Source organism: Shewanella inventionis, from assembly GCF_019931735.1.
Taxonomy (GTDB): domain Bacteria; phylum Pseudomonadota; class Gammaproteobacteria; order Enterobacterales; family Shewanellaceae; genus Shewanella; species Shewanella inventionis.
In genome coordinates, this window is the sequence record NZ_CP082926.1 from 2,922,693 (window position 1) to 2,946,046 (window position 23,354).

At 39.5% G+C, this 23,354-nt stretch carries 19 protein-coding genes, 1 tRNA gene and 2 pseudogenes; 4 read left to right on the forward strand and 18 right to left on the reverse strand.

What is annotated here, in order from left to right:
* Positions 1 to 197: 197 nt before the first annotated feature.
* The 3 genes from K8B83_RS12985 to K8B83_RS12995 all read right to left on the reverse strand — a co-directional run bounded on the left by K8B83_RS12985 (position 198) and on the right by K8B83_RS12995 (position 2,924).
* Positions 198 to 1,454 carry a Y-family DNA polymerase gene (locus K8B83_RS12985; RefSeq protein ID WP_223417392.1) on the reverse strand — a complete coding sequence of 419 codons (1,257 nt, stop codon included), beginning with the start codon at positions 1,452 to 1,454 and terminating at the stop codon, positions 198 to 200.
* Between the two features lie 12 nt (positions 1,455 to 1,466).
* Complete coding sequence (locus K8B83_RS12990) at positions 1,467 to 1,874, reverse strand: LexA family protein (RefSeq protein WP_223417393.1); 408 nt, start codon at positions 1,872 to 1,874, stop codon at positions 1,467 to 1,469.
* 762 nt (positions 1,875 to 2,636) lie between these two features.
* Positions 2,637 to 2,924, reverse strand: a complete 288-nt coding sequence (locus K8B83_RS12995; RefSeq protein WP_188741153.1) for a hypothetical protein — start codon at positions 2,922 to 2,924, stop codon at positions 2,637 to 2,639.
* A gap of 239 nt (positions 2,925 to 3,163) precedes the next feature.
* Here K8B83_RS12995 and K8B83_RS13000 point away from each other — a divergent pair.
* Both K8B83_RS13000 and K8B83_RS13005 read left to right on the forward strand, forming a co-directional pair.
* Positions 3,164 to 3,288 (forward strand): annotated as a pseudogene (locus tag K8B83_RS13000) (IS66 family transposase); the annotation flags it as partial.
* A 57-nt stretch (positions 3,289 to 3,345) separates the two neighbouring features.
* Positions 3,346 to 3,579 (forward strand): annotated as a pseudogene (locus K8B83_RS13005) (transposase); the annotation flags it as partial.
* A 140-nt stretch (positions 3,580 to 3,719) separates the two neighbouring features.
* On the opposite strand, the gene K8B83_RS13010 reads toward K8B83_RS13005, so the two are convergent.
* From K8B83_RS13010 to K8B83_RS13040, 7 genes are all read right to left on the reverse strand, one after another.
* On the reverse strand, positions 3,720 to 4,061 hold the full coding sequence (locus K8B83_RS13010) for a type II toxin-antitoxin system HicB family antitoxin (protein WP_188741154.1): 342 nt from the start codon (positions 4,059 to 4,061) through the stop codon (positions 3,720 to 3,722).
* Positions 4,058 to 4,312 (reverse strand): type II toxin-antitoxin system HicA family toxin, encoded by a 255-nt coding sequence (locus K8B83_RS13015; RefSeq protein ID WP_188741155.1) that lies wholly within the window; start codon positions 4,310 to 4,312, stop codon positions 4,058 to 4,060. Before K8B83_RS13015 ends, K8B83_RS13010 begins: the two co-directional genes overlap by 4 nt.
* Before the next feature lie 83 nt (positions 4,313 to 4,395).
* Positions 4,396 to 4,581, reverse strand: coding sequence for a site-specific integrase (locus tag K8B83_RS13020; RefSeq protein WP_223417394.1), 186 nt, complete (start codon positions 4,579 to 4,581; stop codon positions 4,396 to 4,398).
* A gap of 159 nt (positions 4,582 to 4,740) precedes the next feature.
* Positions 4,741 to 4,971, reverse strand: a complete 231-nt coding sequence (locus K8B83_RS13025; protein WP_223417395.1) for a GDCCVxC domain-containing (seleno)protein — start codon at positions 4,969 to 4,971, stop codon at positions 4,741 to 4,743.
* The gene (gene merC, locus K8B83_RS13030; protein ID WP_223417396.1) at positions 4,953 to 5,348 is read right to left on the reverse strand and encodes an organomercurial transporter MerC; all 396 of its coding nucleotides are present in this window, start codon (positions 5,346 to 5,348) and stop codon (positions 4,953 to 4,955) included. Before merC ends, K8B83_RS13025 begins: the two co-directional genes overlap by 19 nt.
* A gap of 67 nt (positions 5,349 to 5,415) precedes the next feature.
* On the reverse strand, positions 5,416 to 5,793 hold the full coding sequence (locus K8B83_RS13035) for a MerR family transcriptional regulator (protein ID WP_188739080.1): 378 nt from the start codon (positions 5,791 to 5,793) through the stop codon (positions 5,416 to 5,418).
* Between the two features lie 470 nt (positions 5,794 to 6,263).
* A complete protein-coding gene (locus tag K8B83_RS13040; RefSeq protein ID WP_223417397.1) occupies positions 6,264 to 8,030 on the reverse strand; it encodes a putative bifunctional diguanylate cyclase/phosphodiesterase in 1,767 nt (588 codons plus the stop codon).
* A gap of 215 nt (positions 8,031 to 8,245) precedes the next feature.
* Between K8B83_RS13040 and K8B83_RS13045 the strand changes: the two genes are divergently transcribed.
* Positions 8,246 to 9,777 (forward strand): IS3 family transposase gene (locus tag K8B83_RS13045; protein ID WP_223417398.1). Its coding sequence is split into 2 segments (ribosomal slippage): positions 8,246 to 8,708 and positions 8,708 to 9,777, totalling 1,533 coding nucleotides; the frame shifts between segments, so codons are not numbered across the junction.
* Here K8B83_RS13045 and K8B83_RS13050 read toward each other — a convergent pair.
* From K8B83_RS13050 to K8B83_RS13075, 6 genes are all read right to left on the reverse strand, one after another.
* A complete protein-coding gene (locus tag K8B83_RS13050; protein ID WP_223417399.1) occupies positions 9,774 to 10,979 on the reverse strand; it encodes an MASE1 domain-containing protein in 1,206 nt (401 codons plus the stop codon). The genes K8B83_RS13045 and K8B83_RS13050 overlap by 4 nt on opposite strands.
* A gap of 168 nt (positions 10,980 to 11,147) precedes the next feature.
* The gene (locus K8B83_RS13055) at positions 11,148 to 11,351 is read right to left on the reverse strand and encodes a hypothetical protein (protein WP_223417400.1); all 204 of its coding nucleotides are present in this window, start codon (positions 11,349 to 11,351) and stop codon (positions 11,148 to 11,150) included.
* 108 nt (positions 11,352 to 11,459) lie between these two features.
* Entirely contained in the window at positions 11,460 to 12,143 is a 684-nt protein-coding gene (locus K8B83_RS13060) for a DUF6933 domain-containing protein (RefSeq protein ID WP_223417401.1), read from the reverse strand.
* Between the two features lie 196 nt (positions 12,144 to 12,339).
* Positions 12,340 to 15,570: a site-specific integrase gene (locus K8B83_RS13065; RefSeq protein ID WP_223417402.1), complete on the reverse strand. Its 3,231-nt coding sequence runs from the start codon at positions 15,568 to 15,570 to the stop codon at positions 12,340 to 12,342.
* Positions 15,540 to 18,077: a hypothetical protein gene (locus K8B83_RS13070; protein ID WP_223417403.1), complete on the reverse strand. Its 2,538-nt coding sequence runs from the start codon at positions 18,075 to 18,077 to the stop codon at positions 15,540 to 15,542. The genes K8B83_RS13065 and K8B83_RS13070 overlap by 31 nt, the downstream gene beginning before the upstream one ends.
* Positions 18,074 to 18,652, reverse strand: a complete 579-nt coding sequence (locus tag K8B83_RS13075; RefSeq protein ID WP_223417404.1) for a hypothetical protein — start codon at positions 18,650 to 18,652, stop codon at positions 18,074 to 18,076. The genes K8B83_RS13070 and K8B83_RS13075 overlap by 4 nt, the downstream gene beginning before the upstream one ends.
* A 290-nt stretch (positions 18,653 to 18,942) precedes the next feature.
* Here K8B83_RS13075 and K8B83_RS13080 point away from each other — a divergent pair.
* Positions 18,943 to 19,050 (forward strand) — tRNA-OTHER (locus tag K8B83_RS13080).
* A 695-nt stretch (positions 19,051 to 19,745) separates the two neighbouring features.
* Here the strand turns inward: K8B83_RS13080 and K8B83_RS13085 are convergent.
* Positions 19,746 to 20,816 carry an ACP S-malonyltransferase gene (locus tag K8B83_RS13085; protein ID WP_188737761.1) on the reverse strand — a complete coding sequence of 357 codons (1,071 nt, stop codon included), beginning with the start codon at positions 20,814 to 20,816 and terminating at the stop codon, positions 19,746 to 19,748.
* Entirely contained in the window at positions 20,813 to 23,101 is a 2,289-nt protein-coding gene (locus tag K8B83_RS13090; RefSeq protein ID WP_188737759.1) for a dehydrogenase E1 component subunit alpha/beta, read from the reverse strand. Before K8B83_RS13090 ends, K8B83_RS13085 begins: the two co-directional genes overlap by 4 nt.
* Positions 23,102 to 23,354: the final 253 nt, after the last annotated feature.

Sequence of the window (23,354 nt, forward strand, 5' to 3'; positions counted from 1 at the left end):
AAAAAACGAATAGTTACTCCACAATATAAGATAGACTTCAAAAATGTCAAATGAGGCGGCTTGGGTCTTGGATAATGTTAGGTATAAGAATGTAGGCCTATCGTCATAGGTAGTAACAACGCGCATTTAAACATTAGGTGAATTACCTGGCCCAGGATTTATTGTTAATTGCTATTCTCGATGTAATCAAAACATATCTAACACTTTATCGCAGGTAAACTTTTCCAATTTGTCGTGTACTGTGGTGTGAGTAAATCACGTCGCATCGACCATTTTTGTTCTATCCCTTGAGCGGCTAAGAATAAGGTATCAGTGCCATAACGCTGGTTAATGTCGTCTAGGGTTTGCATCAATGCAGGATTGGCTTTAGATGAATTAAACATGTCGAGTTGAGTGTGTTTTTGAGCGCTTAAATCAAGCAGCCCTATCCCCATTCGGTAATATCTCACTCCTGGCCTAAAAAGTCTTGGTGCCGCCATGATCATTGCCTGGGTTAACTCTTTTGTACAATTTGTTGGGCAAGGAAAAGACACCAACACTTTAAAGTTTGCAGGATGGTCATCATAGGGTGAATTACTCGCAAACATCATCATGGTTTTACAGTGTGATCCTTGTCGTCTGGCTTTTGCAGCAGCAATACCAATATGTTTACTCAATGCTTGCAACAAAGAATCGTAATCTATAATTCGCTCACCAACGCTGCGAGTCGAGAATATTTGCAGTTTATCTGCCCTTGCCTCATCCCATTGTTTACAAGCCAGTCCATTTAATTCACGTACAGTTCGCTCGATTTCAATACTAAATTGTTTGCGGGCTAACCCTGGAGGAATATTGGCAAGCTCTAATGCGTTTTTTATATCCATCAATGCTAATTTTTGACTAATACGACGACCAATGCCCCATACATCATTGACATTCATGGCACGTAAAATAGCCAATCGCTCATCTTCATTGTCAATGACGCATACACCTTGGTAGCTAGGCAATTTTTTGGCTGCGTGATTAGCTGCTTTTGCCAACGTTAAAGTTGGCCCCATCCCCACACACACGGGTAATCGAGTTTCTTTCCAGACAGCGCGTCTAATGAGCTGACCTTGACTTCGCAAGCATTTAATTGCTGGATAGCATTGTTTAAATGACAGAAAGCTTTCATCAATGGAATAAATATGTTGCTCTGGCGCAAAACGGCCAATAATGTTCATCATTTTCACGGATAAATCAGCATAGAGTTCATAGTTGCTTGAGCAAGCAATCACTCCTAAGCGCTGACACATGCCTTTAACTTTGAAGTAAGGAGAAAACTTAGGTATGCCAAGTTCTTTGGCTTGCCGATTTGCAGCCACAATACAACCATCATTGTTACTTAATACAATAATGGGTTTACCACGCCAATCAGGCCTAAAGACTTGCTCTGCACTGCAATAAAATGAGTTAGCATCCACCAAAGCAAACATGTTTCACTCTCCTTACTTACCAGCCAGTAACGGGCTTTGTCGATGGCACCGTATTGAGCGGATAACCACGCCTTCAATACTGAAAGAGTCATAATCATTGATGGGTTGAGGCTGATGATTTTCATTGGATGACAGTAGCTGTCTGCGAGGTTTATCAAGGATTTTGCATACAAACTCACCATTGAAATTAGCCACTATAACATCACCATTTCGAACCGTTTCATGCCTGTCCACTATCAATAAATCACCATAGAAAATTCTCACACCTTGCATCGAATCACCAGTGGCCACACCAATGAATGTGGCACTAGGATGCTCTATAAGTAGCTCATCTAGACTTAATGCTAACTGTAAATATTCTGAAGCTGGAGATTCAAACCCAGTAATACCAGCACTTGCATGAATAGGGATAATGCGCATATTTATAACCGCTGTACATTTGTACAGTTATTTTATGCGATCTAATTTTTATTGCTAGATCTTTAATGTTTTTTTCGCAGAAGGAACCTCTTCAAAAATAAGACCAGCATGCGCCAGTCATTATATCTATCTGATTATATTATTAAAGTTTATATGAAGAAGGTAATATATTCGTTTAACTTGGAAAATTAAGAAGAGGTTATTGCATTTGTTGTAACGTCTCAAAAATATTAGTGGTGTGCTCGTACCTACTTGAAAAACACTAGGTAGCATCTTCTCGACTGCAATTCCTCTCCTGGTTCGAGGTAATTCAATATTTCCATGCTCAACCTAAGTAAACTAACTTAACAGTTCAACCCCAGTATTTTTATTGAATTTGCTGTAAGGATTACTAAAGCCATCACAGAATTAGGCGGCAAAAGCATCAGCTTTGCCAATATTGTCAGCGTGATTTAATCTACTAAAGCTTGGAAGTTATGGACGCCTTTACCGGTTGTGGAAGTGGCCAGCTCGCGGCAAGCTTTATAGTATTGACGAAACAACAAAGGTAAATGGCTTAACGCCATTTGAATTAATCATGGCTTGCCTTGATGAACTCTGCACCAGCACCGGATATTGACAGCCTGTTACCTTGGAATGTTAAAAATAGCTGCCGTTGACTAGATGTTTACAACAGAGCCAATAAAATTAATGGCTCTTGACGCTCTTCTAGGATCTTAAAAAACAAAGCTCCTCAAAGAAGGAGCTTTATTATCGTGAGATTTACTTGTAGTACTGATAACGTCGTTTGGAATTATGCTTCCAACTTTTTGCTAGGTCAAACACATACGCTGGGTAGTCATCCCATGGGTTAGCTAACGATCTTCCTCGTGCTGCTCGTAACTTGATTGGGTAACCTTTGCACTCAATCATATGTAGGAAGTAATAACCCTTTTCCTGTTTTGTTGAAAAGTGCTTGTGGGCTCCACTGCGTACGCTGGGATAATAACCCCAAAAATATTGACACTGGCTTTTAATACGATTTCGGTACTGATGTTTTAGTTTTTTCATTTACCCTCCAGGTTTACATTACCTAGAAGGGATCCTCTGCAAAGTAGTTCATTTATCCACCTTATATGTGCTGTCTAACTTAGTCTTACATATCAACAGTATGATCATATGAGTTATATTTGTAAAATTATCTTTCATTGTTATTTCCTGGTGATAAGTTTACTCAGTCAACTTATTACCAGGAAGCCATGTTCATGCAATACGATATTGAGCTCAGTCGCCAAATCATGAGCAGCTGGATAGATGATGGCAGACTAAGCATCGATAATAATAGATCTAACCGTACAGTAAAACCATTTGTGATATGCCGAAATAATTGGTTTTTTGCCACACGGCAAATGGGGTCCATGCCAGTGGCACGCATTAAAATATAGTCGAAACGGCGAAGGTAAATGGTCTAATCCCATTTTATTACATCATGGTTCACCACAGTCTATACTGGCTGTTGGATGATTCAATGGGTGAGGACTATTGCCTGATTTATCAAAATCATGCATCAGAGAATTGGTCATTGTTACGCAAACTATCGTTAAATATGCTCCGCTCAGAATCATCTAAGTGAAGTATACCCATGAAACAAAAACGAGCCAGGATGAAACCAGAATATTTAGAAGACGTTTTGAGTGCAGGCTTAACCGAGTTGGTTGAAATTTAATTCAATATTTCCATGCTCAACCTAAGTAAACTAACTTAACAGTTCAACCCCAGTATTTTTATTGAATTTGCTGTAAGGATGTGACATTAGCTGCTCGACCTTCGTCAAATGGAAGTTCTTCTGACATTCTAGTTTCCGTCCTACGCTGAATGTGCAATGTAGTCATTGACTGCATTTTCTACCGCAGCATTCAAACTAATGCTTTGCGATAGCGCTATTTCATTCAGTCGAGCGTGAACCTCTGGCGAGATCCGAACGTTGAATTTGCCAGAGAAGTTTTTATAAGGCTCAATGCCACGCTCCTGACACATCTCTAAAAAAACGCTTAATGACTTCGCGCCCTCGGCTTCCAATTGATTGATGCTTTCACCGTAGAAATCCGCGCCGCCGTTTAACCCAACGAACTCTCCACGGAATGTTTCAGCGTCTGGATCAAAATTAATAAAGGCTTTTACCCCGTTGATCATCATTAGATTTTTCATGCTTTTACCCCGTTTCTTTCTAACCATTTTTTGACGCTTACCACTGCGCCTTTGTCAGTTTCTTTATGAGGATGTGGGCGGTGATATACCTGAACTTCACCAAACAGCACCACACCAATTCGAGAACCCTCACGTTCCTCTATGTCTGCCCCTAGAGCAATAAACAGCGCTTCAATATCAGACCACTTGATAGAACCGCTGACAGGTCTAGCAAAAATAGCCGCTAACGTTCTTAAATGTTTTTTGTTCATAAAGCCTCATAATCCGTTAAATTCATAGTACCACTTTTTAGTATCATTTCAAGCGGATTTGATACTATTTTTTAGTACCATCATTAAAAGGCATTTGCAGCTATAGCCCCCATAGATACGGGGTCAGTTGTTAGCAGCTTTTGCGTGGTTTCGAGTGTGCGATTACCTAGCATGTGATGTATGTGGGCAACATCGTAGCCTTGGCGGTGAAGCTCTACGGCGAACACTCTGCGGCCAGATAACACACTTGGCGACTTGTGTACGACCATAATAAAGTTTGATAAAAATTATGGTTGTCATGAACGGTAATACCGCTATTGTTTGATAATTTATCTGAGGACGAATGTCAGTTTCTGATAATTAAGTTTGATCATTTTCAAACTCACTTTGGACAGAAATGCGTTAGATCTAATACCTAATTTAGGCCATTAAGAGGCTGTCACTGAGCTCATACAACAGCTTTGTACTTCTTGAATTGGTGGACATTTAACTGTTCCATAGGAGCAAAATACACAACAGTCGCCCGTCAAGGGCTTTAGAAGAACTTTGCAAGATTCACATTCATAATACCACTGGCAAGCGTTGGTTGGCATTTTTTCAGTTTTACTGAAGCCGCATTCAGGGCAAGTAATGGTAGAATTTAACTCAATATTTTGCATGTTTGCTCCTTCAAAGGTTTAACAATGTCTAATACGGACATGACAATCATCAAACAAATACCTACATAGAATAAATAAGTGCTCCAATCGTATTGCCATAACGGATAGAGGGTTAACAAAACCGCTATAGGGCCAATAACTCCAAGAGTACCTCTCATATGATTTTTGTTTTTATACCAGTTATACAAATTTACCAACAATGCCAGTGTTGCAAATATAGGTAATACGGTATTTACAGCAATCCCCTCAAAGTGAGAGAGAAAGCCTAATCCCAATGCTGATGATAATGAGCCTAGAGCAGGAAAACACCCTGTGCAACTAAGGGCTGCAATCCAAACTCCACCTGAGCCAACTTTATCTAAAATCTTATTAATCATTTTTTGAACATCTAACTTTATTTGAATGATTTGAGTGTAAACTCCGTAGGTAGATACGGAGTCAATACTATTTTAGCGAATCTATTATTGGGCAGTGAGATTGGTCGTTATTGTTGCGGCATGAATTAGTCATTTCTTTTATGACGACTTCTAAACGTTGAAGGTCATCTATCTTACTTTGAATTATGCTCAATTTCTGCAAGCTTAGAGACTCAACTTTGGCACAATCGCCATCCATTGACATCAACGAAGCCACTTCTTTTAGAGTAAAGCCAAGTGCTTTGGCCTTACTAATGAATTGTAATTGTTTAGTGATCGAGTCGTCATACACACGATAACCATTTTGAGGTTTTTGAGGCTGATTTATCAAGCCTTCTCGCTCATAAAACCGTATAGTTTCTATGCCTAAATCAAGTTCTTTAGCCAACTTGCCTATTGTTCTCATCGTCTGACCACAAAATCAACTTTAATCATGACATGAGTATATCAATACGAATTATAATTGCTCGAATTACAATGAGTGCTTTCCGCTCAAAGCTGCCGTCAACATACACTATGCCTTAGTCAGACTTCACGTCAATTGTTTTGGAATAGATATGCAAAAGTGAGATCTGGCAGGAATTGCTACAAGATGAACGCTTTTGGGAGTTTCCTTTCATCGTTTCTTTGCGGCCACGCATGAGAAAATGTAGAACGAATTGAAGCGATATTTATCAGCCGAAAATCTCGCTAGCAAGGTTTGGGGCAATAATGTGTTACTCAAGCTAACTTAAAAATGGACAGAATCGTGTTAGTTGGTTCGCTAATTTAGTGACAAATGAATCAACCCATTTATCTAACATCGAACGTTTAGATGTCTTATCTAATAAACATCTGTGTAGTTGTAGTGGGCCAAATTAGCTAACTTTTTTATAGCTATGTCAAATTTAAGATTAACTTATTTTCTGCCACTGGTTTTCCAAAAAAGAAGCCCTGATACTGATCGCATTTTTCGTTGATCAAAAAATCAAGCTCTTCCTGACACTCAACCCCCTCAGCAATCGTTTTCATTCCTAAAGCTTGAGCCATGCCGATTATTGCTCTAACCAAATTCTGCTTTTTTCCATCCAGATGTACATTTTTAATAAAGCTAATGTCAATTTTCAGAATGTCAACCGGGTATAATCTCAAATAAGCTAAGTTAGAATAACCAGTACCAAAATCATCAATTGACAGACCGATCCCTAATTTTTTTAACTCCTTAAGGGTATTTAACGTGTATTCGACATCCAACATTGCTACTCTTTCGGTGATCTCTAATTCTAATAGTGCAGGAGGTATACCTAAATCTGTGATTAACTTTGCCAATATCGCCACAAATTCTTGCTCAGCGAATAAAGCAGCAGAAATATTAACGGCTACAGGTAATACCCTACCAGGATAACGTACAAGCCAATGGCTTAATTTTGTGATTGTATTATTGAGTACCCATTGATCGATGTCGGATATTAGGCCAACTTTCTCAGCTAAAGGGATAAATTCTCCAGGTGAAATCATGCTACCATCTTGTTGTGGCCAACGAATAAGTGCTTCATAACCAACGATCTGAACGTGTCCATCAGTGACTGTAACTTTCGGTTGAAAATATAAAGTCAGTTCATTATTAACAATGGCTTTATCAAGGTTACGTCTCATAATCATCTGTTCTTGCACTTCTTTTTGCATAGACAGATTAAAGAATACCGATTCGTTTCCTCCAAGAGCCTTGGCTTTGTACATTGCTGTATCAGCTGCTTGTATTAAATTTTCTAATTTAATACCGTCCTGTGGGAACATGGCAATACCGATACTTGCACCGATATGGACATCTAAGTCTTCGATTAAAAACTCTTGTCTGATCTCATTTATATATCTCATCGCCATTTGGCTGGCTTCATCCATGTTGCATTGTGCAATAATAATGAACTCATCCCCACCGAAACGGCTGAATAGGTCGGTTTCTCGAATGTGTAAACTTAACCTTGCTGTAACGAGTCGTAATAGTTCATCGCCATAATGGTGGCCAAAGGCATCATTGATTTCTTTAAATTTATCCAAGTCAATGAATAATAAAGCCCATGTTAGACCGGAGCGATGCGATTCCGCAGATGCCTTCAGGAAATATTCGTTGAGTAGAGTACGATTGGGAAGACCAGTTAATTGATCGTAGTTGGCCAAATGTACAATAGTGGCTTCATCTTGTTGCCTTTGGGTGACATCTTCCATGATAGAAATGATATGAAGAATTGCACCATCAGCATCTAAAACAGTTGTAAAACTTCCACGTTGAAAGTAAAGCTCACCATTTTTCCTTTTATTCCAAAATTCCCCACTCCAGATACCATGCTTTTGTAGCTGCCGAAAAATGCTTTCATAAAATGCACTATTTTGTTTATCGGACTTTAATATTCTAGGATTTTGACCGATGGCCTCGTCACGACTGTAGCCTGAAATAATAGAGAATGCTGGATTGACATCTAAAATAGTACCTTGACCATCAGTGATAATAATCGATTCACAACTGTAGTCGAATACTTCTGTGGTTTGTTTAAGCCGCTTTTGAGAGTCGTGCATTGAAATTGCAAAACCAGTATCATCGGCCAATTCCTGAAACAATCGCAACATTTCTGGTGTGAAATTAAATTCTCTTTTAGAGAAAATCATTAAGCATCCGACACAGTTTGAATGTTGTTTTATAGGAAACGCTGCTACAGAGTTGTAGTTCAAAAGTATTGCTGGGTCATAAATGTGTTTTTTGGATTGGAGTAATTCATACGATTCACTTTCGATTACTCGCTTTACAATAACCCCCTGTGTCAGGATAGTTGTCGCCTCAGTTTTTCATAAAAATAAAACAGGGAGCGGTAAGTTAGTTATGAATGAAGCATTATCCAGAAGAGCATAAGCAAGCCGTCATTAGAAAGCTCCTTGAAAGTGGCTTATCATTAGGCCAATTCGCAAAGCTAGAAAGTATCAACTTATCTACTTTGTATTCATGGCGAGATAAGTATTTAAAAGTAGGTTCTAGTTTGGCAGAGAGTAATAATTTAGATGGTTGGTCACCAGAGCAAAAGTTCTCAATTGTTTTAGAAACGTCAGCATTAAGCGAAATTGAGTTAAGTGAGTATTGCCGTGAAAAAGGGCTTTACCCTGAACAAGTTAAAGAATGGAAGCAAAGCTGTATTGCAGGCAATCAAACACAAGCCCAGCAGCGTAAGCAATTAGCCCAAGAGCGAAAAGCCGACCGTAAGCGAATTAAAGAGCTAGAAAAAGAGTTAAAACGTAAGGATGCAGCCCTAGCTGAAACCGCGGCATTATTGGTGTTAAGAAAAAAGTTAAATGCCTACTGGGGGGAAGACGAGGACAGTTAACCTCACTCTCAGATAGGCTGCATTACACATCCTTGATTGATAATGCCGTTACCTCAGGCGCAAGAAAAGAGAAAGCCTGTGAAGAAATTGGTTTGTCTATACGGACGTTACAGCGCTGGCAAGAAGGCGGTGAAATCATCGGTGATAAAAGACCTATAGCGGATAGACCCCAGCCCCCAAATAAGCTAACAGAGGAAGAACAGCAAGCCATATTAGCTATCAGTAATCAAGAAGAATACGCTAATTTAGGGCCAAGCCAGATAGTACCAATGCTGGCAGATAATGGGCAATATATCGCTTCTGAATCAAGCTTTTATCGTGTGCTGAAGGCCAACAACCAACTCACTCATCGAGGAAAAGAAAAACCTAAAGGTAGCCGAGCTAAGCCTAGGGGGTACACAGCGACAGGACCAAATCAAGTGTGGACCTGGGATATCAGCTACTGTCCTTCAACAGTGATTGGACGGTTTTTCTACCTTTACATGATAATCGACATTTTCAGTCGTAAAATTGTGGGTTGGGAAGTTCATGATAGTGAATCAGGTGACTATGCTGCAAAGTTGCTTGAGCGAACTCTCTGGGCTGAGAAATGCGTTAAACAAAACGTGGTATTGCACTCAGATAACGGCAGTCCGATGAAATGCTTAACGATGCAGTCCAAGATGCTTGAAATGGGAGTAATAGGCTCTCGTAGTCGTCCAGGTGTCAGCAATGATAATCCGTACTCGGAATCACTGTTTCGCACGGTCAAATACAGCCACCGCTGGCCAAGTGAAGGCTTTAAAAGCCTTGAAGATGCAAGAACTTGGGTGAAAGACTTCGCGAATTGGTACAACAATGAGCACAGACATAGTCGTATCAAATTCGTGACACCCGCACAACGTCATCATGGTGAAGATAAAGCAATATTGGCAAAACGCCGTGAGTTATACAAAAAAGCGCAAAAAATTAACCCTAACCGCTGGTCAAATGGCACCAGAAACTGGGATGAAATCGGTGAGGTGGAGTTAAACCCAGAGAACAAAAAAGAAGCAGCTTAACAGCTTAGGCGACAACTACCTTGAAAAACGCCGATAACACTATGTTTGTCAACGCAGGGTAATGCAGGAATGATATCATTCTCGGTTCGAACCAGAGCGCAGTTAATGACATTTTCATTCGATAAATAGTTATCAAAATAAATGATAGATACACGGTCACACTTGATTTCTTCAATAATAATTTTACAAGCAGATTCAAAAAGTTGAGGTTTTTCTAAAGGCTGCTTTATAAGCAATTGATTAAAACGACTCAACATTTCATAAAGATAGTGTAGTGTCGTTTCTTTTTCTAAATGTTGTTCTCGCTCCTGAATCATCATCCCGACCAACCACGCTACGAGTGCATTGAAACTTATAAATACAGATAACGCAATCAGACTATTGACAACTTGTTGTGATTGACCGGCATAGCGTGAGTCTGCCCAAAAAGAGGCCAAACTAATACCTAATACAACCAACAGGCTTTGTAGTAATGGTAAACGGATAGCAGCAAACAACGTAAATGGCATCAATAAAGAACTGTATGTAGCAAGAGCTCTACCTGCGGGGTTCTCTATTGAAAAAACCATCACTGCGATGATTAGCCCTGCTAACAATGTCCAAAAAAATGATGACGTTTTTGCCAAAAGGCTCAAAAAATGAGATTGCTGAAGATCGTGCTGCAAGAGTAGTAAGGGAGTAATTATTACCATAGATGTAAAACGAAGGGCTGCCCAGTACAAGAACTCCTGTTCAATTCCATTGAAAGTAAAAGGTTGAGGTGAAACCAATCGCTCCAGCAGAGGTTGTATAATTGATGATGCTAATACTGGCAATGTCACAGCGAATATAAGAAAATTTATGGACTTTTTTAAAGTACTAGGGAATTGAGCATCTGGTGTGAACCGCCTTAACAAGAACCAGCCAAGAAAAGCCTGAAAAATTAAGGTTAAACTTATAGTTGCTGATAGAAGGGGGGATATTCCAAGTAACACATTTTCTATCACATAATTGGCTGCAAAAATGCCTAATGACATTATTGCTATGTGATGTACTCGGTACTCTGATTGTGTCAGATATATAAGTGCGGCTAAAAGAACTGAACCGCCGATACGAAACGACGCTTGCTCATAAAAAGAGTATGTTAACAAATGCCAAACTGAAACGGATAAACAATAAATTAAAAACCAAGCAAACCAAGGAGTTCGACTCAATGCTTTCATGATTTTCCTTTCAAATTTACATCTTCGGTTCGTGTTAATATCTTAGCTGTTCCAATTTAAATTGATAGGGTTTTGATTTTTATATTTGGGACTATTGTTTTTTGACGTTGCAGGCCAAATTCTCTAGCAAGCGAGAACCGCCAGGATACTTTCAATAATAATTTAAATTTACCACAGAGTCGCTAAAACTGTAAGATGCTTGAATAGAGCAAAAGCATGTTCAACTAAATACCAATATGAGAATAAACACCCATCGATATCGCCATTACCCATTTGCTCTGGTGTGGGTGAAGCGTCACGACGTTTGTGGGCATAAATGTGCCAGCAGTATTCGACTGGCACGCCTTTGCACATCAACGCGTTATTAAGCATGCTCAAACTTACTTGATTAATTACCTCTTTTTACTTGCTCAATGTGCAGAGAAGCTTTTAGGCGGGGAGTGTCAGCTGAGTCGCTACAAAAAAAGTTATTCTTATCCTCTATTGTCTGCGATGGCTTAACACGATGACATTACTCATATCCACTGGTTGAGGCTTTAATGCCCACTGTTGCCACTGGTTAACAAATTCTTCATTAGGGAAAAAGTGCTCCTTCTTGTGCTTACTATTACGAGGAAACTGACCTGAAAATAAGTTAAAGCCAAGTAGATCAACATCTTCAAGTAACATTCCATCTTCATAGCAGTGACGTTCAAGATGCCAATGAACGTCATTTAGGTGAGCTTGCACGCTACGGTCACTTCGAGGGTAGAAGGCACGGTCATTAACTTCTCTGTCATAATGGTCAACACAGTTCTCTACCTCGACCGTATCAACACCGCTTTCATTGGCTAGACTGTGAAAACACGCCTTTAGCATTGGCTCAAAGGTATTGAGAAACTGATAAATATCACCTTTCTTTCCTGCTAGTACTGTTATACAAAAACGACTTTGATAATCCATCGCCATTAAGTATCTTTTGCGTTTAATGGATACACAATGTAGTACCCACTGCCATTGAAATTCACCATTGTTGTTGGTATCAACACCGTTTGGAAAAACAGGCGTTTCAATCGACTCTGCGATGGTTTTATGTGGCGCAGGCTCTAGATCTGAAACCTTTTGGCCTTGACGTGTAACCGTAAAAAACTCTACTGCGGCTTTGGTGCAGTTAAAAACTAACATTTCGTATTACCTATTTTTGATAGTACATCACCATCGTCATGGTGTTCTATTTTTACTCGCATTACATGATAACTCATACTAAATATGAGGAATATTTTATGGTTTATCGCATTATAATAGTTTAGGTAATGAGGAAACTGAAAAATGTTAGGGAAAGCAGCACTGAATTGGAATGGGACATAAGTAAGCTAACACTTTATTTGTTCTCATAGCTCAAAATCAGTAGAAAATGTAAAAAGCTAAATATGCTTTGATGTCGTTGTGGCTGCTTATATGTATTGTTGACCAATGCGATTTCTAAAAATCCATTACCATCATGGTTACCTAAGTAGAGTCCTTGATCCTCTTTTGCAAATAAAAAGTTTTTAGGATTAAAACCAAAATCTGAGATTGTTTTTTTCCACCGAATTTCAATGTGCTTTGACTCTTCAATAGTTAAATCGGCCCTGTAAAACGTGAATACTAAATGCCTACCCTTTAAGCCTAAAAGTTGACAAAAACGCATAAACATTCTTGATAATGTTGAGTCCGGACACCTCAACTCATAACCTTTACCTGGTACGGCGTATTTTAATATTTCCATGCTCAACCTCACGTTAGCTAAGGTTAACGGTTCAACTCCAATACTCTTGTCAAATTTGTCGCAAAGATACATAAATACTTTACTGGATTTAGCAACAGTTGCATCAGCTTTGGCAACATATTCGGCATTATGTAATCTTGGAAAGGCTGGGATCAATGGAAGTCGCTTACCTATGCGCGGGTAATGTTGATGTATTTGCTCAGCATTATTAAGTAGTTGCTGTAACTCTTCGAGTGGAACATTGTAATATTGAGAAGACTCGATAACCGAGCTGACTTTCAAGGCGTTCAGTGCACGAGCCCAAGTCATGCTGCTTATCTCAATATTTGGTTTTATTTCTTTGTCATACGTTGAAAATGTTGGCACCGATAAGGATGACGTTAATGGTGCAGGCTTTATTGCTAATTTCGCTTCTGTATCTCGAGTGTAATAGTTTAACCTTTCAGCCAAACTTAAGCCCGACTCTGGTTCTAGCCAAGATACTCGCCCAACACATTCTGAAGTAAAATACTTAGTTAACGTAAAGTAAGGCTTTAAGTCTAAGTAGTACAAAATATCTTTAAGGTGTAAATAGCTATTTAACGTTGATTGAACATCTTTATGCCCCATCAGATGAGCCAAGATGAACATTTTTTTACGGCTATTCATATTAAAGCGTAATCTGCTTTGTAACCGTTGTAGGTAATCATCATCGAATATTTGATGACCGAATATCGTTAGTTGTACACGCCCCTGCTTTATGGTTCTTGGATTTAAGCGGCACCAAGACCAATTAGCAAAACTATGACGAAGATGATGAATTCGTAAAGTGTAGTCTTGAGTAAAGTGACGGATTAAATCTGTTATTAACTCATAAGCCTGATTGACTCGAGTTGCATCGTCAAACAATAGCGCCTTTTTGTTTGCACCTGAGTGTTGCTGTATTTGATATCGCACCCGTAACTTTTCTATGGCTGTCTTTGGCCAAAGTGCATCTAGTGGTAACTCTCGTCGAGCAGAAGTCGTTTTGAGCGTGCGATGCTGATTGGGTCTAACCGAAAGCTGCACATAGTCAAATGCATCTTTGGCTGGCGTATTGACTGCAAATGAAAAGTCAGCCCAGGTTAATTTTGCAGCTTCATTCCTTCGCAAGCCGCTGTAAAAGCAAAAACATAACAAAAAATAAGCATATTGATAGACAAGACCATCATGAATATGATCTGTGAGATATTTCAATACTTCATCAATATGACTTGGTGAAATTAAATTCGCGTCAACTTCACTAGAACTACCAATAACATCGATATCGGATAGGCAGAGATCTCGAACTAAATTTGTTTCTATTAAAAACTGTGCAAAATAATACACATATTTTTTTCGTTGGGCTGAGGTAAAAACGTCAGAGGATTCATTCAGTTTATTAGCCCAATCCTCTCCCGATAATAACCCTATATCGCACGTACTAAATACGACGAGAAACGGATTGCTCAAGCTTTTGACATAATCCACTGCAGTGGCCAACTTTAATCGGCGCTTGTAGGTACCTCCATTTTTTAACAGTGAGAATAACCAAGAGCATAGCAGCCAGAGGTAAGGATTGGCGGTGACATCTAATGACTTAAGCTTTTTACTTAAAGTATCTAAACATGCTGATCTTGATGCTTCTTTGATTAAATCCGAATAAATGGCATCTAGTTGTTTTAATGTAGTATCAATAGCAATAAAACAATGGTTGTTGTTGGCCACATGCCTCAATTGTTTAAATTCGTTTGTGCATAAATCACTTGCCCCTAACAAATGCGGCTCGAAATATATGCATGCTTTATCAGTTAAAATCCGCATAAAAGCATGATCTGGTAATGCTTGACTCATACTGGGTAAAAAATACATCTGATACTGTACTGGTCCTAACTGCAGAATATTATGAATTTTTCTCAGTGTACTTAATTTAAGCATTGATAGATCTGACCAATCAAATTCAGATGTCGTGTTTAAATACTTTACAATGCACCCTTGGATTTTTGATACATTTTGTTTGACGTTAGCCCATTGTTGTAATGCCATTACCGCAACATCACTTAAAATGTATCGTGATTGAGCAGTTGTTATCTGCTGTTTTTGCCAATAACAAATTCCGCCGACGTAAAACACATCCTGTGGATGCTCAAGAATAGACATAAGCTCTTGAGTATCGCTTACGTTAACGGTTAAATATACCAACAGAGCAGAACGACCTAGTTTTTGGTTGTTAGATAGAGCTCTATTTGGGGTCATTAATTCTTTATCGAGTAGCGAGAAAAGCATATCAACAATTGGCAGCTGGACGAGCTCAACCGGCGATATAATGGGTTTATCTCGTTTAAGAGTAATAATCGACGGTATGTTAGGAGAATCAATACCATGATGCTTTTTGGCATAGTTGAGTATTGACTGCAAAATCAACAACTGCGTTTGCTTACTCAACACCGCTGGTTTAAGTTGCGCAATTAATGCCTCTAGCTCAGCAGGTAAAAATTTTGTTTCCGATAGGATGATTCGTTTTTTTAAATGCCCAAGTAAATTGTTATAAGATTGATAAAAATCCTCTTCAACTTTTCTTAAAGCATCTTCTTCAGCTTTACTTTGAGTATCATCTTCAGCTTTGCTTTGAGTATCATCTTCAGCTTTGCTTTGAGTATCATCTTCAGCTTTGCTTTGAGTATCGTCTTCAGCTTTGCTTTGAGTATCATCTTCAGCTTTGCTTTGAGTATCGTCTTCAAATTCATCTTTTTTTACATATGCATCAAAAACCTCTCGATATAAAGGGTGAAATTTTCCACTTTCGTAGAGGTTTTTTATGAAATGACGGACTTTAATGATTTCCATCCGACCTCCTCAAATAACTCATCAAGCACAGGGACTATTTCATTGATGGCTTCAACATGACTTAAAGCTGAATAATCACCTAATGGCACTTCTCCAGCTTGCCAATGACCCATTTGGAAATTGATTAACTCAGGGCAAATGTTTTTCTTTAATAAGTGGGATTTTAACCAATGTCGTCCAGCATTAGCAGGCAGTTGTAATTCATTTTTACAATAGTTTACAAGCTCTGAAGGTGATAAGTTTGTCGCTACTACACTATTGCCTTGTCTATTTAAAAAAAAGAAAGGACCTTGTTCTTTACGTGAATTTCGGATGACTTTGTACCATTGTGTTGCCTGAGTATGATTAAAGCTCAACACGTTTTGCTGAACGTCAACTATGTTGTCAATCGTACTGCACATCTTTGGCAGTAACACGCGCAACAATGAACGTAAACACCCTAAGTGACGTTTATATTCGTTCAATTGAGATACTAAAATATTGGGCACTGCGACAATACGAGAATGACTAAAGTCAGAATCGTCTTTGTCACTTATCCCCATTAAATTTAATGACGGTAAAAATAAGGCAAATGTTGGTAACGGATTCCAAGCCGCTCTATAGCCCGTTCCAAATAGCAACATCCAAGCTGTATAAGCGGTAAATGCATTATGATATTCAATCATATCTAGCAATCGATGTTGAAAACCAGGTATAGACGCCGACACTCGCTTTGTTAACGAGTTAATTAAGGTTGCTATGGCATCATTTGTCGGTGTGAATGATGACCCCAAGAAGGGATTTGTTTGATCAAAATGTCGAAGCTCAAATAATGAAACCGGTAGTGGTTTGCCCGTGAACAGCTGAATATCTTGTTCAACATTTTGCCATAATTTAGAGAGTTGCTCGGTTCTAAAATGATCCCTGACATTCGCGTAACTTCTCGCAACACGAGTCGTGTACATATGCACTGCATAGCTATAGTCGATAAAAATAGGATCAATAACATCAGTTGAATTTAGATAATAACTAACAAAGTTAACCAAACGTCGGACACTTACGCGGCCTGAAGCATGTCGATCTGATAGCTTTTTTAGTTTTCGAACGACTGAACTCGTAATTCTTTTTGAATCTTTTTCATTAAGGATGGGGCCGGTTAACTGAGCTCCCCTATTTGAAACTATGAGCTTTTGTAAAAACTCGGGGCATGGCGTAAAAACCTCCTCTTTAACTTCTCTTAGCCCTTCGTTATCCAGCTTAGCTTTTGCTGAATGGCTTACATAGAAGAACCACCACCCTTGCCCAAGTTCATCAATATACAAGCCCTGCTGTTTTCTAGATAAATCTGTAAATACGACTAAGCTTTGTATTTCTTCTACAGATTTACTCAATAGCAACATTAGCCATATTACTATCGCCATTTCGCGGTTGGCTGGTCGATGCCCCATCAGGATTAATTTTTCAATGAGGAAGTTAAGCTCTTCAGGCATTAATAATTGTGTATTTTGTATGCCCATATTATGAGAGCGACGAACACTTGCGGTGACATCAATAGCAGTTCGGTTTTGTACGTGCTTATTGAAAGGAATAGCTGTGTCGAGTAGTTCTGTTTTATCACGTTTAGTATCTACGTCACGGTTATTAATGACAAATGTCTGAGCAGCATACTGGTCATCATCATTTAAACCTTCACTATTAGGTATTAAAGGTTCGTCAGGGAGCAATGCAAATATGTCATCATGGGCGCCGACAATCGGGATCGCAATGGGATCTGCATAACGTTTAGGTACTCGATCAATTGCAGGTCTTCTTCGAGTGATATGTTTTGCAGGTTTCCAATCATTGGAAAAGAAATGACAAAGTGTTCGAAGATAATTTTTATGTGGTAGATATGGCCATGTTTCTTTACTAGTAAGATATTGATCTAATTGGTGGGCAATGGCCGCTGGTGAATCACCTGTTGTATTGGGAATTGTCTCGCGTACAAAATTCAGTTCAGCAACATTGGTTCTCATGAAAAGCCTGAAATTAGAACAGGCATCTTCTTCCCTGGTTGAAGATTCCCTGGCTAAGTCTTTGTCTCTGAGGGTATCTAACACTGAGTAATAGTGCTTGATGAATGTAGCAAATAATTCGCATGATTTTATCGTCAGGTTGTATTCATAAGATTTAAGCAATACAACATAAAAGGGATATTCACTGCACCACCCTTTTTGATACTTGGTCCGATGATATTCATTGCTGATATAACGGTCCTCGATATCAAAACTATACTTGTGTAATGCATCAAAAATATAGGTTGCTAAATTTAACTCTTTCATTATCGATTGTGCTGAGTGAAAGGATATATTTCTAACACGGGCGATCAATCTAATAACTTGTTTAAGCCCTCCTAGTGATTCAGGGGCAAAAATACGATCAACAAAATCATCTAAATCTTCACTGACCTCATCTTTACCAATGTGCGGCTTTTTGAGTTCGCAATATCGACATATATGCTCTATTAAATGTTGCTTGATACTTGTCATTTTAATCTGACCGTTTTAGTGCTGACATGTAACCACTCACACAATTGTGTTTTGGTTTTTATCATTGGAAACAGCGACTGCCATTGTGGGGAGTTAAAAACTGATGGTTGTTCATCAGTGACAAACCATGCAGATAAAGATTGAGTGATTGAATCTCCTGTGACATTAACAAACTGTTTTAATAACGGCCTAACAATATCATTGAGCATTAATAAATGGAGTGTGTCTTTATTAGGGCGCCGAGGTAACACAATACAAGGTACTAGAGCTTTGGCATCACCAGCATATATTTTACATAGCTTTTGATAGGTCATTAATCCAGAAATTAAACGATAATAACCTGCCTCAGTTATACTTGCTAACAAGGGTGCTTGGTATGAGTCGAGCAATATTGATGCGGGGGATTCGACGCTATCATCTGAGCTTGGTTTTAGAGTACTAAGAAGGTTAAACGATTCACAGAAGGTTTTAAGCGAACGCTCAAGTTGAATTTGATTAAATGAAACCATCTCGAGTTTAACGTCGACTAGCAACTTATCTAAACTCTTATTGAAATGCTCAGCATGTTCGTTCATCACTCCCCCTAAACGACAAAATAGTGGTCAATTTGGACATTTCTATATTGTGCCTAAATCGTGCCCAGTTCAAGCAAAAATGTTGTGAATATTCTCTTAAATTATCGAAAATGAGATGCCCGTTTATTTTGAAAACTCATATTAGTTAAGGGGTGTAGGCGAAAGGTGTAGCGCTGAGGGGGTATAAGAAATAATATTTTTAACGTCTTGACATGGTAGGGGTCGGTGGTTCGAGTCCACTCGGGTGTACCACTCTTCTGACAGAGTATAATTAGTCAAATTCATACAATACACCCGTAGCTCAGCTGGTAAAAAAGAGTAGCACTACCTACTGATTTGAAAAGCTGTGGTAGGTGTCGGTATTCTCGATGTAGAAAGCAATCCACTCGGGTGTACCATTTCTCTATAGATATATGATGTGAAGAATAACTGGCCAACTAAAGTTGGTTTTTTATGCCTATAATTCACTGATGTCTAAAATTAAAAGAGTAAAGCAGCGCACTACCCTCACTTTGTTAACGGCGGCGGTAGGGGTCGGTATTCTCGATGTAGAAAACAGTCCACTCGGGTGTACCATTCTTGTATTTAATACAATACCTTAACTAAATTTCAATTCTTTAACTCTGTGCCTGAAGAAACTTTTTTGCCCCTAAATCCTGAGTTTTTCAAATATATTTAAATACCCCCTCTCCCTGTTAACCGCTTAGTGATGCGTTAATCACGCAATCAAAATTTGTTACTTTAACCTCAAAAAATTGTGTTTTTATGATTTTGTGCCAATTTCGTGCCAAACAAGTTGGCACCACTACCTAGATTGCTTGAAATTTAAGCGCCCATGCATTCACCCTGGTTAATTTACTTCATATTATTTATTCTTCTTCATTTTCACTGTTTTCATCATCCTTGCTGTCGTTTACTCTCGAATCACAGTAATACAAGAGCAAGGTAAAAAATATAAAGCCTAGGGTCAAACTATATTTAATCATCACAACTCTCCTCATATTTTCAATTAGTTAAGCGATAGGCAATCCTATACGAATACTTAATCAATTTATCAGCTAAGACTTTTCATATACTAAAAATTAACGTTACGTTAGCCATGACTAACGAACTTTCTTTGTACCTGATGTCCCATTGCTAATAGTTTTGGAGTTTTTTCTTGTGTATTGATAAAGTCCGTTTTATTGGTCCAACCATAACCTTGTGTATTTATAATTGACTGAGCCGTTGGCCCGCCTAAGGTATTGCCAGGGCCTAGTACGATGACTTTGTCTGGAGCAAACTCTTTTATGCCAACCTCTATTGCTTTAGTGAAATCATAAGGCGCTAATACCTGATGCCCTAGGGTGTATTCATGTAATTTATTAGTATCTGTGCTGTATTGTGTCCAAATACGTCCTTCGCCATCGATCATCGGGATTTTGGGTTGCTGAAATAACTCGGCAGTTAATGCAGCCTTACCTCGCGCTGAAATATCCGCCATTAAAGGAGAATGAAATGCACCGTGGTTATATAGGCGCATTGGGTATCTATCGTCAATGTTTGGGAATAACGATTCAGCGCGTTTAAGTCCGGCTTCGTTACCCGCTAATACTCGATAACCGCCAAGGTAAATTGATGTATAAAGATGACACCCCTCCTCATTGTTAATTTGCTCCATCAGGTTATCGATAAGCTGAGTTTTTGCGCAGTCTAGCCGCCATTGCTCGTCCATTTCAGGATAGATAAGCTGCCCGCCAATTAAGCCATTGACCATCATAAAGCCCATAGTATTAATGACTTGAATAGCGCCATCGAGATCTAAAGCCCCCGCCAACGCTAAGGCGATATACCACCCCATCGAATTACCTGTTACAGCAACAATGTCAAATTGTTCGCGGTCAATGTCGATAAAGTCACTCATTGAACACGCATAAATTAGCGCGGAGGCATTTTCGCCGGAAGTATGCTGTTTGAATGAGTATTTTGTTTCACTATCAAGTTCAGCTATGCTCATTTGGTTTTGCTTACGTCGATAAGCATCGATATGTGCAATAAAGTCCTGTTTATCAGCATGATTTCGCTGTAAATAACCAAGTTCGTCTTTGTTATAGCAACCTCGGCCTGGGGCAACCACCAGTATTCTTTGTTTAGGTTTTTGACCATTTATTTGATTTGGGTTCATGCTGGTATCTCCTGCTGTTGCACCAGACTGTTATCTAGGGCTTGATTAGCTGATTGATCAACAGGATTGTTTTTAACTAAGGCTAAAGCCGCGTCAACTATGGTATCTCGCATGGGTAACGGCAGGGTTGCAGCATCAGCTAGCGGAATATAACAATCCTCGGCGGTTATTCTTGCCACTTCAGGGCATAACGAACCAAGTTGTTCATGCAGGCTGGTTATAATCGCTTCGCTCACCGAACCACTTCGACGGCACTCATCCACGATTAATATATGACGGCAATGGCGGGCTTTTTCGGCTATAGCGGTTTCATTGAGTGGCGCGAGGTAACGTAGGTCGATAACCGTGACGGCAATACCCTGCTCGGCCAATATTTTTTCTGCTTGGCGACTTAAATAATACCCATTGCCATAACTAATAATGCAGAGGTCTTTACCCTCGCCAAACAGTCCTAATTCACCATAGACAAGTGGCAAAGCTTTGGCTTGTGGCACATATTGCCCAGCCCATAAATTATCACCTACCTCGTGTAAATCACGGGTCATGTAAAGGGCTATAGGCTCAAGAAATACTACGACACGTTGCTCTTCCTGAGCTAAACGCACACATTCGCGGAGCATAGCCATCGCGTCTTCACCATTAGATGGACATGCCAAAATAAGCCCCGGAATATCCCGAAATACGGTAAATGAATTGTCATTATGAAAATGACCACCGAAGCCTTTTTGATAACCAAGTCCAGCGATGCGAATGACCATGGGATTAGTGAATTGACCATTAGAGAAAAACGATAACGTTGCAGCTTCACCGCGAATTTGATCTTCTGCATTATGTACGTATGCCAGAAATTGGATCTCTGGGATCGGCAAAATACCGTTGTGTGCCATGCCGATTGCCAAGCCTAAAATAGCGGTTTCATCTAGCAAGGTGTTGATCACACGATTAGGACCAAAGCGTTCAACTAAGCGAGAAGTAACATGATATACCCCACCTTTTTTACCCACATCTTCACCGCAGACCACAATATTGTCGTTACGACCCATCAGCTCAGTTAAGGTGAGATTAATGAGTTTACCCATGTGCACTGGCTTATCTAACGATAGTTTATCGGCGCTCATTAATTGATTGAACGCATCTTCAGTGAATGGCTTTGATTCGGCTAACGTTGATTTCACTATTTTGGGAGGAATAATACTGGCCATGACTTGTGCGGCCGATTGCAATTTTGGCCTGTTGACCACTTGCATAGCAATCGCACTTATCCTTGCTTTAAGCTCTTGATATAATTCAATCACTTGATCTGAGGTTAACAGTTTGGCTTTAATTATTTGTTGCGCCGTAACCAGTAAAGGATCCTGGGCTTCATTTTGTAAAATATAGTCTTTACTTAAATAGGCTATTTCGGCGTCACTGCCTGCATGGCCCATTAACCGCACTGTGCGCACATGTAAAAACACTGGTTTTTTATGTTTACGGACATAGTCTGCCGCAAGCTTACTGACTCGATAGGTATCCAATACATCACGGCCGTCGCAATGAAAATATTTAAGCCCTGCACGCTGGCTAAAATTGGCTGTTATCCAGCCTTTGGGAGTACGAGTTGAAATACCAATACCGTTGTCTTCGCACACAAACATTATTGGCAACGGAATTTGCTGGTACGCTGTCCAACATGCAGCATTGATTGCGGTTTGAGCACTGGCATGATTCGATGATGCATCACCAAAATTACACACGACGATACTGTCTGCGGGCATATTAGCGGCAACCGATAATCGCGAGGTAAGTGGAATACTAAATGCAGCACCAATAGCCTTTGGTAAATGCGATGCAATAGTTGAAGTTTGCGGAGGAATAAATAAGCGTTTACTGCCCAGCACTTTATGACGCCCACCAGAAATGGGATCGTCGCTTGAGGCTGAAAAAGACAGCAACATGTCCCAAAGCTGGGTTTCACCAGCAACTCGCCTGCCACGCTCTATCATGAAAGCGGCGCTGCGATAATGCAGAAACGCCATATCTGTAGGCCGCGTTGCTAATGCATAGGCCGCATTACCTTCGTGTCCTGAGCTACCAATAGTATAAAAACCTTGATTACGAGCACGCATGCGGCGCGACTCTAAATCCAGTAAACGACTTTTAAGTTGTGATTCAAATAACCCAAGAAAATCAGCATCACTTAACTCCAAGTTGGCGTGATCCCAGCCTTCGCCTATATCTTCAAAATCTTCAGCTAATACGCGCTCAATAAACTGCTGCTCTAATGCTATTGCCCTATCTTCCATAGCTGTAATCCTACATAATTTGCTGTATCACACATTGGCTCAACCACAGCTAATTCAAGTTATTACTTGGGCTGAATTAACAATTTTAGCTCGCAAAAATTCACCCTATGAGAAAACCCAAAGGGCATTGCAACTTTGAATTTGGCTAAGTCTTACTTGATTTGATTTTTTAGTGACTCTAGTTCTGATACTTAGCGTGATGCTTAAAATAGAACTGCTATTTAATTGACCTCTTCATACGTTGACCTGTGCA